At 55.0% G+C, this 13,692-nt stretch carries 12 protein-coding genes; 2 read left to right on the forward strand and 10 right to left on the reverse strand.

Annotation, left to right across the window (positions count from 1 at the left end):
* Positions 1-36 precede the first annotated feature (36 nt).
* The 3 genes from BJG93_RS35445 to BJG93_RS35455 all read right to left on the reverse strand — a co-directional run bounded on the left by BJG93_RS35445 (position 37) and on the right by BJG93_RS35455 (position 3,468).
* The gene (locus tag BJG93_RS35445; RefSeq protein WP_071336769.1) at positions 37-1,209 is read right to left on the reverse strand and encodes a serine hydrolase domain-containing protein; all 1,173 of its coding nucleotides are present in this window, start codon (positions 1,207-1,209) and stop codon (positions 37-39) included.
* Between the two features lie 106 nt (positions 1,210-1,315).
* The gene (locus BJG93_RS35450) at positions 1,316-2,500 is read right to left on the reverse strand and encodes an aromatic ring-hydroxylating oxygenase subunit alpha (protein ID WP_082194425.1); all 1,185 of its coding nucleotides are present in this window, start codon (positions 2,498-2,500) and stop codon (positions 1,316-1,318) included.
* 62 nt (positions 2,501-2,562) lie between these two features.
* Entirely contained in the window at positions 2,563-3,468 is a 906-nt protein-coding gene (locus BJG93_RS35455) for a polysaccharide deacetylase family protein (RefSeq protein ID WP_051374107.1), read from the reverse strand.
* Between the two features lie 581 nt (positions 3,469-4,049).
* Between BJG93_RS35455 and BJG93_RS35460 the strand changes: the two genes are divergently transcribed.
* A complete protein-coding gene (locus tag BJG93_RS35460) occupies positions 4,050-4,604 on the forward strand; it encodes a nuclear transport factor 2 family protein (RefSeq protein WP_027193657.1) in 555 nt (184 codons plus the stop codon).
* 257 nt (positions 4,605-4,861) lie between these two features.
* Here BJG93_RS35460 and BJG93_RS35465 read toward each other — a convergent pair whose 3' ends face one another.
* The 7 genes from BJG93_RS35465 to BJG93_RS35495 all read right to left on the reverse strand — a co-directional run bounded on the left by BJG93_RS35465 (position 4,862) and on the right by BJG93_RS35495 (position 11,835).
* Positions 4,862-5,809, reverse strand: a complete 948-nt coding sequence (locus tag BJG93_RS35465; protein ID WP_082194424.1) for a LysR family transcriptional regulator — start codon at positions 5,807-5,809, stop codon at positions 4,862-4,864.
* Positions 5,810-6,059: 250 nt separating this feature from the next.
* On the reverse strand, positions 6,060-6,317 hold the full coding sequence (locus BJG93_RS35470) for a hypothetical protein (protein ID WP_154671649.1): 258 nt from the start codon (positions 6,315-6,317) through the stop codon (positions 6,060-6,062).
* An 87-nt stretch (positions 6,318-6,404) separates the two neighbouring features.
* Complete coding sequence (locus BJG93_RS35475) at positions 6,405-7,532, reverse strand: NAD(P)H-dependent flavin oxidoreductase (protein ID WP_027193655.1); 1,128 nt, start codon at positions 7,530-7,532, stop codon at positions 6,405-6,407.
* A 36-nt stretch (positions 7,533-7,568) separates the two neighbouring features.
* Positions 7,569-8,543, reverse strand: coding sequence for an amidohydrolase family protein (locus tag BJG93_RS35480; protein ID WP_027193654.1), 975 nt, complete (start codon positions 8,541-8,543; stop codon positions 7,569-7,571).
* Between the two features lie 7 nt (positions 8,544-8,550).
* Positions 8,551-8,976, reverse strand: coding sequence for a Zn-ribbon domain-containing OB-fold protein (locus tag BJG93_RS35485; RefSeq protein ID WP_027193653.1), 426 nt, complete (start codon positions 8,974-8,976; stop codon positions 8,551-8,553).
* A gap of 3 nt (positions 8,977-8,979) precedes the next feature.
* Positions 8,980-10,188, reverse strand: a complete 1,209-nt coding sequence (locus BJG93_RS35490; protein WP_071336765.1) for a thiolase C-terminal domain-containing protein — start codon at positions 10,186-10,188, stop codon at positions 8,980-8,982.
* 84 nt (positions 10,189-10,272) lie between these two features.
* A complete protein-coding gene (locus BJG93_RS35495; RefSeq protein WP_027193652.1) occupies positions 10,273-11,835 on the reverse strand; it encodes a class I adenylate-forming enzyme family protein in 1,563 nt (520 codons plus the stop codon).
* An 872-nt stretch (positions 11,836-12,707) separates the two neighbouring features.
* Here BJG93_RS35495 and BJG93_RS35500 point away from each other — a divergent pair.
* Entirely contained in the window at positions 12,708-13,397 is a 690-nt protein-coding gene (locus tag BJG93_RS35500; protein WP_027193651.1) for a hypothetical protein, read from the forward strand.
* The last annotated feature ends 295 nt before the right edge of the window (positions 13,398-13,692 follow it).

Here is a 13,692-nt window from a genome sequence, read left to right on the forward strand (position 1 = left end):
ATCGTAATCGGCAAAACAATCTGACGAGATGCGTGATTAGCGAAATCTCGCAGCCAATTTTCCGTAAAGCCCAACCTCGTACTGAAACATTTCCTTAGTTGCTGGCCCTTCGGGCCGCGACGTCTGCTTTACTATTACAACGCCTCGCGTCGGATCAATGTAGATCCAGTGCCCGTAAATTCCCGCGGCGAAATAGGCATTATTTTCATTATTGGTCAGCCACCACTGATTTTTATACCCACCACCCGGAATCCAATCCGCCATGGCGCCAGCCTTCCAAGTCGGGCTGTCGGTTCGTTGTATGGTGCGCTCAATCCACGAAGCGGGAATGATCTGGCGCCCATCAATGTTTCCCTCATTACGCATACACTCGCCGAATCGTGCCATGTCCCGCAGAGTGCATCCAAAACCACCCGCCGCTCGGGGCGCTCCAAGCCTATCTACCGTAATGTAAGCACTAGACTCAGCCTGCAGAGGCTGCCAGATGTGCGAAGACAACAAAGCGGCCAATGAGCCATTAGCTGCTCGTTCGCAAACCCAGCCTAAAACGTCCGAGTTTGGCGAAAGATAATCAAAGGAGCTTCCATGAGGTTGGTTTTTTAGCGGAATCTCTGTCAAAAATGCGTGCATACCCGAATGCGTCGAATCGACCTCAGAACCGCCCCAACCAACCGAACGCCGATAGCGGGCATACGCGCCACTCCGGTCGAGATAAGACTCCGTGAAGTCAAGGCTCACCGTCATGTCAAGCAGATGCTGAACACGGACTTGATCAAATGCCGTGCGCCGCAACTCCGGCACGTAGTGAGGTACAAATTCCGACGGATCGATCTTTCCCTGATCAATAAGAACGCCAACTAGCGATCCCACCACCGATTTGGTCACCGAAAATACTATATGCCTATCGCTACTGGATTGTGTCGGGGTGTACCATTCGTATGCGATTTTTCCGCTATACAAAATCAAAAAACCATCGGTATAAGAATCTTCGAGGAATTTCTCAATATTAAACACGCCAGTAGAATCTTCAAAATTCAAAAATTCCGACGGGATCAAGCGTTGCTCAAAATTCTTTTGCGACGACAGACCATTATCAATTTCTGCGATCGGCAACACGTCTTCAATTTTACGAAACGCAATCCGGTTCGTCGGCACATCAAGCCAGTCCGCCGATGTAATTGCTTTACCAAGGTGATTCAGTGGTTTCATAAATTAAAATATGTAGAATAAACTTCACATGGAACCGTAATGCCAGAAAAGTTATTTCGCTCCATCAAAATGGCTCAACCACTGATAGCACCGCTATCAAAGAACGTCATCGCGACCAAGTGCCAACTTCTTTTACCATGGCGAGGTAATGCGCAATATACTTTCGCGCATAATCCTCGAGAGGGATTTGATAAGGGCCGGGAATATAAGCGGGCGAATTTACACCCTGCTGTTGAAGCTCAACGATTTTCTTGTCTTCAATATTGGCCAGATCAGTAAGCTCAATGACTGTATCGACGTCATAATCGACCCCCTCAACGGCATCGGCATGAACCAGCCATCGGGTCCTGAAAAGCGTCTCCTGCGCCGAGACCGGAATCCAGTCAACAACAACAGCAAAGTCCGGCCAAGCACCAACGGAAAAATTCGGGAACCAAGACAATAATTTGGCCGCCTGCGGCTCTGGACCATCGCCCATCAGTCGCTTCGTCACGAATTGACCATCCATGGTCTCGGTTTTAACACCCGGAGCAAATTGCCCCTCGGTCAAGTTGTCCGAGAAAATCATATACTCCATATCGTTCCCGGCCACCGGCGCCACATCGTCATAAGCCGTATAAGTCGTGATGGGATTGATAATGTTCCCGAGCGTGGCTTTGTGAACAATTCCGCAGTGATAGCATTCCTGAAAAGTTTCGCCATTGATCTTCCAGTTAGCCTTGGTCACATAATCCTTTTTGGCAATAACCTTAGCGCTCTCCAAGCGGTGTCCACGGACATCAGCATTCTGAAGGTAATCAGCGACCGATTTCGGCTTTTCGGTTTGTAGATTAACGAAAATCATGCCGTTCCAAACTTCGCTCCAAACACTCTTCGCGTTATAACATGCCTTATCAAGGTCAGGCATGTGGGGAGCTAGGCGAAGTGTGCCGTCGGTGTTGTATGACCACGCATGAAACTGGCAGGTAAATACACGCGCATTACCTTTACCCGGTTCACGCAGACGCGTGCCTCTATGCCGACACACGTTGTGGAAGGCATGGACTTCACCGGTCTGCCCGCGGGATACGATGATGCTGATTTTTCCCAACTCGAAAGTCGTATAATCTCCGGAATTTGGCAACTCCGAAATATGACACACAAAAAGCCATCTGCGACTGAACACTATTTCAATATCCCGCTCGTACCACAACTCCGACGTGTAGAATTCTTGCGTTAATGGCGTCAACGGTAACCCATCGGGTCCAGTCTCCGGATACAGAACAGTACCCGTTTTTGCTTTAACATTCATTCCGAGCCTCAATCAATTTATAATCGTGCGATCGCAGATCAGATAGACTCATACAGATCAGTTCATTTATTGCTCACATACTCAGCCATTTGACCAAGTGTCGCGAACCAGACATCATTCCTTGATTTTATATAACTAATCAATTGATCCAAGATAACGAGCCTCGACCGTCGCCCGATGACCTGGGGGTGCAATACAAGATTGAAAATCGTGCCCTCATTGTATGCAACATCAAAATCGCTCTTATAAACATCCAATACAGCCGTCGGCCAAGGCAGAGAACCTTGCCAAAATTCGTCGTTGTGCAGGAAAAGATAATCGGTGCCTTCCCAAGACATGGGGATCTCCACAAGCGCAGACTTCCTGCCCCGCAGAACAAGCTCGTGAGGCTCGTCTCGCCCGGATAAAGTGCTGTCGTAGCGCACACCATGTTCTTCGAGCAGTTCCAGCGTGTGCTCACTGATAGCCGCACTAGGCGCGCGATAACCGACAGGCCTGACTCCGCCCGCCGCTTCGGTCAGCACCTCGATAGCTCGAGAGATCATCGTGGACTCTTCTTCCCGGTCTCGAAGATCGGGAGCCCGCTCATGAACCCACCCATGGAGACCGACCTCATGACAACCGTCAGCCAGAATCTCGGGCACAGTCGTGGGATGGATCTTCTGCACCATTCCCGGAACAAAGAAGGTCGCGGGAATTTCGTGCTTTTTCAGCAGCGTCAGGATTCTCGGTAACGCGGTTGTCGCGCCGTACTGGCCCAACGAAAGTATCGCGGGATCCAATTTGTATACCGGAAATTCGTGATCCACGTCGAACGTGATAGCGACCGCTACTCGAGCACCATTTGGCCATGCAGATGGATTCAGAGAATCGCCTGCTCGGACGACCGAGATCGCATCCCGAATCGCATCCTCAGAATCTTCCGTAAAAAGACATCCAGCTCGCAGCTCGGTGCTGACGTTCGCCATTGTGTTTCGCTCCTGTCACGTCGAAAACGGACCTACGTTACATTTGTTTAGGCTACGCGCGATCCTCGGAGACTTCGTTATGCAAATTCGAATGTTGAATTTAGCAAGTGACGACCTAGGATAAGGACCTTCGCGCATCGACTGCGCCAGATCCAATCAACCCTCAAATGCTCTTGCCATTGAAACCGTGAGCGCTAAGCGAGCGGCGCTCGAATATTGAGAGTATACGACGAGCCCGTCAACGCTCGGCATACAGCAATGATGGCGACCAGAGCCTAGTGTCGCGACACGCGTGAACTTTCGTCAAGTTCAGGAGCACAAGTCATTGTAAACCCGGCCGGCTTATCCGATAATCGGCGAATGAGAAAATACATCGTTACCCTGACCGCTAAAGAAAGAGAGCAACTCGAAGCGATTGTGAGCAAAGGCTCGCACCAATCCGGCCAAGTATATAAGGAGTGACAACAGCCTATAGCTGAAAATTTTCAAAACTTTATTTTACTCAACTGGTAACGATCCTCGACTCGCTCACGTACAGAATTCGGCACGACGTCACATGAAATCTAGCACGGAGATTCAACATGCAAGTAAGGATTCCACATCAAGTTACCATGGTGCAGCGCCAGGATCTGGAGGATACCGTTACAAACCTCACCGATCCAGGTGCTTCTAGCGAGAAACAAATCTGGGTAAACGACGAGTTGACCGAGCAAGAGCGTGGTAATTTGGCAGTGCTGTATGATTTCTGGCTGTGTTGGAAAACGCTCCCTGTCGACATTAACAGACTTGGCAGTTTTTTTGCGCCTGACGTTACCGTGCGGACAGGTTGGCGCGGTGAGCACGTCGTACACGGGCGGGAGCAGGTCCTGGAGATGTATGCTCAGGAAATCGAGCGCCAAACCGCCTATGGCGAGATTTCAGATTTCCGGTTTCCAGTGGTAGTCGCGAAAGGGCCCGTCATATTTCATACCTGGATCTGGATTGCCCAGTCAAAACAGCTTGGTTACCACATCGAACGACCAATGGCCGCGTCATATCTGATTACAAATGGACAAATCGAGCGCTGGGACAGTTATTGTACTGGCCTCGAGTCTGAACCCGGCTATACGGGCGGGAACGGGCCTGACGGGCTGTGACCGTCCATACAACAACGCGGGGCCCAATGCCCAGAGAAGAAGCTAGATCGCGCAACAATCAACTTCAGTTACAAACGCTCGCTTCAACGTAAGCGTTGCTCGCGTACTGTCTAGACCGACGGCGCAAAACTGGACACAGTAGGCCCCACCAAACGAGTGGGGAGACCACTGTGTCACCCGAGATAGCGACGACAATGGACCTGATGGCATATGATTTGCGCGCCCAACAACAATATCAGCAGGCCAAGTACGGATCCCTAGGAGGAGGCCAGCACACAGCATTGAACGTCAGTGACAAAAGCTCGCTTTAGCTCGTGCACCATCTGCTTACACAAAGTGTTCGAAGCTATCTCGCTCCGAACCACCGCATAATATTTCTGTTTGGAAGAAATTTTGACCCGCCGAATTTCCCTCAGGCGTCCAGTGGCCACCCATTCCGCAGCAAAATCTCTTGGCAGCAGGCTGACCCACTTTCCCGAAAGTACCAGCAGAAGCCGAGCCATAGCCTGTCCGGATCTAGCCGTCACGCTGAAGGAATTCATCGCCGCTTCAAATTCTGGATCCTGATAAGCCCAAAAATCGACACCCTCGCATTTCGCGAGTTCACTGTCAGTAATTTCATCCTCGTTTTTATGAAAGAGAGGATGCTTTGCACCACAATATAGGGCCAAAGAATCTTCGTATAAAAAATAAGCTTTAGTTTCCGGAATCTCGCGTGGCACCGCGCCTATACCAATATCCGCCTCTCCACCCGCAAGCATCTTCAGGACCCGCTCCGGCGAGGTGAAATACACTTCAAGAAATTTAGTAGTCGCACCATTATTAATCTTGTCAAAGACATTTTCGAGTACCGGAAAATGACCATAGATGGTATCATCCAGGGCAACCCTGAGAACTCCACCGACAAGCGACGACACGTGATTGAGACGTTCGCGATACCCGTTAAGATCCGAAAATAAATCTTGGCAGATCGTATAGATCTGCTCACCCTCTGGGGTTAATGAAAAACCCGCACGCCCTCGGTGGCAAAGTGTTTTCCCAAGCCGCGCTTCCAGCGTTGAGATATGTATGCTAATTGCCGATTTGCTTTTGTTAAGACAAGCTTCTGCCGCCGTGTACCCGCCAGCTCGTACAACAGATTCAAAAATTTTCAACAGGAGAATATCTTTCTCAGAGAGATTTAACAGCCTATCTTGTTGTGACATGGCATGTGCTACGTAAACAAATATTTAGCCGATTAATTCTAGTTAATTATCAGAGCATGAAAAATTCTCAGCGCGATCAACCCTTCTATAGGCTATACAATAATTCGCGTTAGGAGCTCTTCATGCACCAAAATGCGCGAAGCCGATACCTGCCATTTAACAGTACGCTCGAAAAAAAAAGGCGTCAATTGGTAGATACGCTAGTTTGGGGGCTGTACAGTTGAAATAGCATAGCCTCGCTCCCCAGTCGTCAGGCGACATCCAGACGTTTCGGCGAAAAGATGCTCGAGCCATGCTCGAATGTGAAGACATACAACAACCGGCGAAAAGCTACGCTTGGCGCCGAGCGGCAGTTCGTCAGCGATCGCAAATCTGTTGGAGTCGGTCGGCCTGTGTTCGTATTTCGGTAATCGTTCAGCGGGTTTTCTGCCAGTACCTTCTGGTCGCAAGCAGCAGGGATCATCGACAACCCGCAAGCCAGCGAGAGCTTCACCGGATTGCAGGTCATCGCAACCCATTGCTTTGCAGAACGCGCACCGTCTTCGATGCAAGAACCTGAATGGAGATTAGCGCCCGGATTCGGGTTCCATGAGACTTACTCCCAGGACATCAGCGGCTTGAAACGCTCGGTCGCGGCGTAATATTCCTCGATCAGGCGATAGACAACATCGCGCGTGCGTTCGAGTTCATTGAGCCGGCCGACGATCTGACCTACCGGATTGATCGTGACAGCGCGGGCCTTGTCCGGATAAGCGCGCGCACGCCCAGTTGCTTCCGCCGCGACGATATCCTGCAACGGAAGCGGAAGCGTCTTCGGCGCGTCCGGCGCTTCCCACGCTTTCGTCCACTCGTTCTTCAACATGCGGCATGGCTTGCCCGTCAGCGACTTAGAACGCGTCGTATCGCGGCTGCGCGCAGCGAGCAGAAGTTCACGCTGATGTTCGGTCAAATCCGATTCAATCGTCGTCAGCCACAGCGATCCGGTCCACACACCCTGGGCGCCAAGCATCAGCGCGGCTGCGATCTGCGCTCCGCTACCCACGCCACCCGCCGCGAGAACGGGAATCGGCGCGACCGCTTCCACCACTTCGGGCCACAGTACCATCGAACCGATCTCTCCCGTGTGGCCGCCACCTTCCGTACCCTGAGCAATGATGATGTCCACGCCGGCGTCGGCATGCTTTTTGCCTTGCGAGACCTCACCGCAGAGACCTGCGAGCACGCGGCCGTTGTCCTTGATCAGCCTTGTCACGTCAGCAGGCGGTGCGCCCAGTGCATTGGCGACCAGGCGAACCTTCGGATGCTTGAGGGCAATCTCCACATGGCGGCGAGCGGTTGCCGCCGTTGAGCGAATCAGATAGTCGCCTTCGTGCTGGGCTCCCTCGGGCATTTCGGGGACGCCGTTGTCCGCGAGAATCTTCTTCGCGTAAGCAATCGTTTCTGGCGGAATCATTGATTTGAGTTTTTCGTGCAACCGATTGAGATCTTGCTCTTCGGCCCAAGGGTCCTTTTCAGGCATCACGACATCGATGCCGTACGGTTTGTCACCGATTCGCGCGTCGATCCAGTCAAGCTGAACCTCTAGCTCCTCAGGGGTAAAGCCCACGCAGCCGAGCACGCCGATCGCGCCGGCCTTGCTTGCCTCCACGACGACATCCCGACAGTGGCTAAAGGCAAAAATCGGGGCATCAATACCCAGCCGTTCGGCAAGGGAAGTACGCATTGAAAGTCTCCTGTGTATCTACGAGATACAGTTAATTCAGCCCTGCACGGCTCCGTCTTTGAGCGCACGCCACTTGTAGCGGCTCAATTGACTTACCCCGTTCAAACCCATGATCCGCTCCATAGCATCGTCGGAGATAGTGACTCCACTGGCCCTCGCCATTTCGGGCATACGTTGGAACTTCTCAACGAGTGTCGTCAGGAACCCCGGCCCTCGCACCCGCTTTCCCGAAACGTGGTCAGTGCCGAAGAGAATCCGTTCAGCACCGATTACATCGATTGCCTTTGCGACGCGTTTTGCCAAGGCCAATTCAGCCTCTTCGTTGTGGTCGTCCCACAGGCACACGGAAAGCTCGAGCGTGGCCGCTTCAGAGCGAACCGCGACATTCAGCGCGTTCTCGAATTCACATGGTGCGCCCGCGTGCCCCAAGACGGCCTTCAGCTTGGGAAAGGCTTCCACAACGGGCATAAAATTGGCGAGGCGGGACCAGGATTCGTCAAGCAACGGCAGTGGATGACCGGTATGAAACAGGATCGGCGCATCATGGGCCTGGCACACCTCGTAGACAGCCATGGCTTCCGGTGCGGCAGGCATCCAGCCGCAATTCGGATAAAGCTTGAGACCGTGGACTTGTCCCGATCTGAGCCAGGCGTCGACTTTTTCCGGCGCACCCGGACGACGTGGATCGATACCACCGAAGGCGATCAGTCGGCCGGGGTAACGATGCTGGCATTCGATCGCATGGTCCACTACGACGTCGTAGTTTTTCGCGGAATGAAAATCGGGGCCCCAATCGATCGGGAGGACCACTGCTGCGTCCACACCTGCCGCGTCCATGTCCGCGATCATGCGCGAACCATCCGGGTCGATCAGGCCCGCTTCGATCTTGTCGCGAATCTGCGCCGGTTCGCGTCCCGGCTCTGCAGCCGCCCATCCACGAGCCACGTGGTCCCACCATTCAGCCGGCCAGTGCCCAACGTCAAGAAGATGCGTATGGAAATCGAGAATCATCTGGATGTCACTCCTCGACAACGAAAACGGGAATCTGCTGGCCGCTGTCGGCCTTGGCGAAAGCCAGCCTGACGTCACTACCGATGCGCAGAGCGTCGAGATCGTTGGTGAGGATCCGCGAGATGATCTTCACGCCTTCAGGTACTTCGACCAAACCGGTTGCGTACACGCCCCAATCCGCAAACTGCGGCGAACGGTTCACCTTCACGATCGAGAAAGTCCAGACCTTGCCCGTACCTGCAAGCGGCAGATCTACGACCTCATCGGACCAGCAGTGACAACAGAACGCTCGGTAGTGGTACTGCACTTCGCCGCAATGATTGCAGCGCTGAACAAGGAACTGCCCTCGGTTGCAGGCATCCCAGAACGGCTGGGTCTCATTGACCGTCGTTGGCAACGGACCTTTCCACTTCAAGGTATCACTGGTGCTCATCGTTTAGATCTCCAGAATATGCGCCGCGGAGCCGCGACGAGCGAGAAAGGCGGCGCCCGTCGCTGTACACATCGCAACCCTGGCATCTTTCACCTGACGTCCCGTGGCTTCGCCGCGCAACTGACGGACCGCCTCAATGAACATGAAAATGCCACGTCGCCCGGGGTGATTCGACGCGAGTCCGCCGCCGTCCGGGTTGACCGGCAGCGAGCCGCTGTCGAGTCTCATCTCACCGGCGGCCGCGAAAGCGCCGCCTTCGCCGACCCGGCAAAATCCCGCACCTTCAAGGTCGACGATAACGTTGAAGGTAAATGCGTCGTAGATCATCGCCGTGTCGATGTCCTTGGGGCCACGCCCTGACATTGAATATGCGTCAGCGCACGCGCGCGAAACCATCTCCCGGCTTTCCGCAGCCCAGTCGGTGTGTCCGCCGCCATGCGTCATCATCGCCTCGCCCCATCCTCGAATCCACACCGGCGGCTTGGTGCATTCCGGGAATAGATCGGGATGGGCAACAACAATCGCACCGGCTCCGTCGCTTACCACGCAGCAGTCGAGTTTGCGCAGCGGTGTCGCGATGACGGGCGATGCGAGCACATCGTCTACCGAAATGGGCTCTCGTCGCATCGCGTTCGGGTTGCGCTGTGCATGTTCGCGCATAGTGACGGCCACATGTGCCAGTTGCTCAATCGTAAGCCCGGTGTCATGCATGTAGCGCTGGGTTAGCATGCCCATGAAGGCGATCACCGTCGTGCCATAGATCTGCTCAAACGCATCGGGAATCGGGAGCATCTCCTGGCCAGTGAGCTGGTTGTAGGAGACAGTACCCACATTGACCTTGCGTGATCGGGTCGTCGCACCGTACGCGATCAGCGCGCACTTGAAGAGCCCGGCATGAATGCCGAGTACAGCGCGGTTCACGTAGTAGCCGAGCGACGCACCACCTACGTCGGTCTCGTCGATGAACTTCGGCTTGAGGTTCAGATAGTCCGCCGCCATCGTTGACGTGCACAGCCCCAACTGGCCACCTTCCGGTGCCGTCGCCGCGACGAATAGTGCGTCGATGTGCGCTGGTGAAAGCCCTGCGTCCTCAATCGCACCGCGCGACGCTTCTGCAAGCAGTTGCCACTCGCTCTTGTCAGCAGCGAAGCGAGTGGGATGCTCGTAAGCGCCGACAATGGCGGCGGCTTCTGCGAGTCTGTGATTAGCCACTAACAAATCTCCATTATCAGACCAATAGACTTGAACGGCGACGCAGCGGGAGGTCGCTCTGCCGGTGTCGCGGCATTGAAACCACTAGAACTTATGCACGCCTACCTGAACAGCCTCGGCTTCCAGCAGGGTTGCGATCTTCCGGGCCTCGGTTCGATTTTTCTTGCCGGTCGTGCCCGCGGGAATCGATTCGACTCGGAAGAGCTTGGCCGGCACCTTGAATCGCGCAATCCGTTCCGAAACGAATGCCGTGATTGCTTCAGCGTCGAGCGGCTTGTCGCTTCGCGTGATCACCAAGGCCGCCACGATCTCTCCGAGCACGCTGTCTGGCAGGCCCACCACCACAGCATCGGCGATGTCCGCATGTGCACAGATGGCAGACTCAACTTCGACGGGCGATATGTTTACGCCACCACGGATGATGATTTCGCTCTGGCGCGTGACGAAGATGTAATAGCCATCGTCACCACGACGCAGTAAATCGCCGGACCGCACCCATCCACTGGACGTACGTCGTGCATCGGTGAGTTCAGGTTCGTCGCTGTATTCGAGAAAGTCGCCCGGACCCTTGACCCAGGCTTCACCCGGTTCGCCGTCAGCCACGTCCTGACCGTTCCCGTCGACGAGGCGCAGTTCGACCCCAGGCACCACACGCCCAAGGCACGCGACAGGCGCCTGACGATCCCGCGTGGGATGGACTGCCAGCACTGGGAACGATTCCGTCATGGCCCAGCCTTCGCACAAGCGCAGACCCAGTCGAGCCTCAATCTTTTCGACGGCCACCTCGTTACGCGGCTCCCCTCCCAGAAACGCCTTTCTCAGTGAGGACGTATCGAAAGGGCGCTCCTCAAGAATGTTGAGCATCATCGCGTACATGCTCATGGTTCCGGCGAACGCCGTGACTTGTCCTGCTTCGATAAGTGCGAGAGTCCGCGTCGGGCTGAACTTCGGTTCGAGCACTACGGTGGCGCCAGCCGCGAACGCAGACTGACAAAGCGAGCAGAGACCGTAAACCCAACTGAGCGACATTGCCACCAGCAGGCGATCACCGGACTCGAAGCCCCATGCTTTTTGGTAGCTCTGCGCACTCCAGGTTTCCGCGCCATGCGACCGTAAAACGGGCTTCGGCAGCGACGTCGTTCCTGACGTATAGCTGATGAGTAGTGGATGTTTTGGCGAAACGTCGACGGGCACGCAAGAACCCGACCGCGAAAACAGGTCCGAGTACCGCGTCTGCCCCGCCCCGGGCGCGCCTGTCCCGTTCAACAGTACGATCCTGGCATCATGCCCCGTCTCGTTCAGTCCCATATCGAGCACATCCAGTTGATCCGTGGTGGTGACAATCAGCTTGGGCCGGGCATTCGAAATCGCGTAAGCAAGCTCCTGCACCCGGAACGAAACATGGACGGGAGTGAATACCGCGCCAATTCGGGCGACTGCGTGATAGAGGACGAGACATTCAATACTGTTCTCGGCAAACATCATGATACGGTCGCCCAGCCCGATTCCCGCTTGCTGCAAGCCGATTGCCAATGCCTCCGACGAGGCCGCCAGCTCGCCGTAGGTCAGCGCGCTGCCGTCCATCTGCACGGCGACGCGGTCGCAATGGGTTCGCGCATATGAAATTACCAACTCGGCGTGATTCATTCCTTTGTCCTCAAATGCGTGGTCGTAATACGGTGAGCTCGTGGAGAGCACTGAGTGAGTGCAGCGCGACTGGGAGAATGCACGAGCAATGCCGCACGAACGAGGTTACAGGCACCTTCCACACGCCACGGACAAACGAATGCATGGAGGCGCAGACTATCTACCGGAACTGCGTCTTCTCAGCCAGCACAAACGAGCGCATACCGCATGGCGAACACGATCGCCGCCGACGGTTGCGCTGGAAGCATCATCGTCTCTCCACATGGGTCAGGCCGATTTTTGTCTTCTCCCGATCGGACTTATTTTTGACTACCACGTCTATTTTTAGACTATATCCATGGAGGAGTCAATACGTCAAAATAGTTTTTGACGCTCTAGTCGAATTTTGGACCACGACTGGGACTGCGCGCTATGGGGAGTGAGCCCTATGAAATTGCTCGCAGATTTCGTATCCACTAGCTGACCGTTCGTTGTGCTGCGTGCTGTCTTCGCGCGGCGTACCAACTTCTTTCGAATCGCACAAAACTGGCGTTGTTCAACGTCGAGTGCGGACACCCATGTTTGCACAAGCCGACAACGCAACACCCGTATTAGCGAATCGAACGTTGACTGGGACGAATTCGAACGGATCCAGTGCAGGATCAGTGGCAACCTGCGTCTGGCCGGACACGCTGGCGCCCCGAAGAACGGTGAGGCCCTGCTGGCGCGACTGTTGCGCTGCCGGCGCTGCGCGAGCAAGCTGACGCTCACTACACGGGTAACAGGCACGACGCCTTCGCTATACCTGTCATCGCGGCTGGCTGGACAAGGGACAACCGCGTTGTATTGCGTTCGGTGGCACACGCGCGGACGCGGCCATCGCCGAGGCGGTCTTGCAGGTCGTTCAACCGGCGGCAATTGGGGCAGCAATCGTGGCGCGCGAAGAAGAGACCCTCAAGCAAGACGAAGTGCTGGCCGCGTTGCAGCGGGATCTCCGGGCGGCACGCTACGCCGCGCAACGCGCGCAGAAACGGTACGACGCTGCTGACGCCGAGAACCGGCTAGTCGCCGACGAACTGGAGCGGCGCTGGAATGATGCGCTACTGCGCGTGGAGGAACTGGAATCGCGTATCGAGCAACAGTCGCACACATCCGGCCAGATACCGCCTACCCAGCCAGAGGAGTTTACTGATCTTGCCGCTGCGTTCGAATCGATCTGGCCGCAGGCCGACGCCCGCCTGAAGAAGCGCATTGTGCGCACCCTGATCCACCAAGTCGTCGTCCACGTTGACAACGCAACGAGCGAAATCGTGCTCGTCATCCACTGGAAGGGCGGAGTACATACCGAAATTCGCGTGCCGCGGCGGCGTCGCGGAGAGAACACCACGCATACACGCGACGCAATTGATGCCGTGCGCCAGCTCGTCCGTATCTGTCCCCCATCAGGAATACGTTTTTCGAGGGCAAGATCGCCTTTGAGCGTAAGAGCGTGTTCTGGCATGGGGTTTACGATGCCGGTACGTTGGGTCTTCATTGACACGGGTATATTTTCAAACCTAGACTTGTTCCTGTTTTTGACTTGACTGTCGATTATTCGACGACCAGGCAAGGATCACCTTGCCTGCAGCATTGGAGGATTGGTTTGAATCTGTTACATGAGGACCTGTACGAAGGATTCACGTGCGAGACTGAACCCTTTGTCTTCGCGTCCAGCGAGATCACTGAGTTCGCACATCGGTGGGATCCTCAGCCGTTTCACCTGGGTGATGTACCAGATGCCGAAATTGGCCCGCGCCAATCGGCAAGCGGACTACACACGCTGTCCGCCACATGCGGCAGTTTGTGCTCGCGGACGTTTTCAGTGGAAACATTGTTTTG

The sequence above is a fragment of the Paraburkholderia sprentiae WSM5005 genome, assembly GCF_001865575.2.
GTDB lineage: Bacteria > Pseudomonadota > Gammaproteobacteria > Burkholderiales > Burkholderiaceae > Paraburkholderia > Paraburkholderia sprentiae.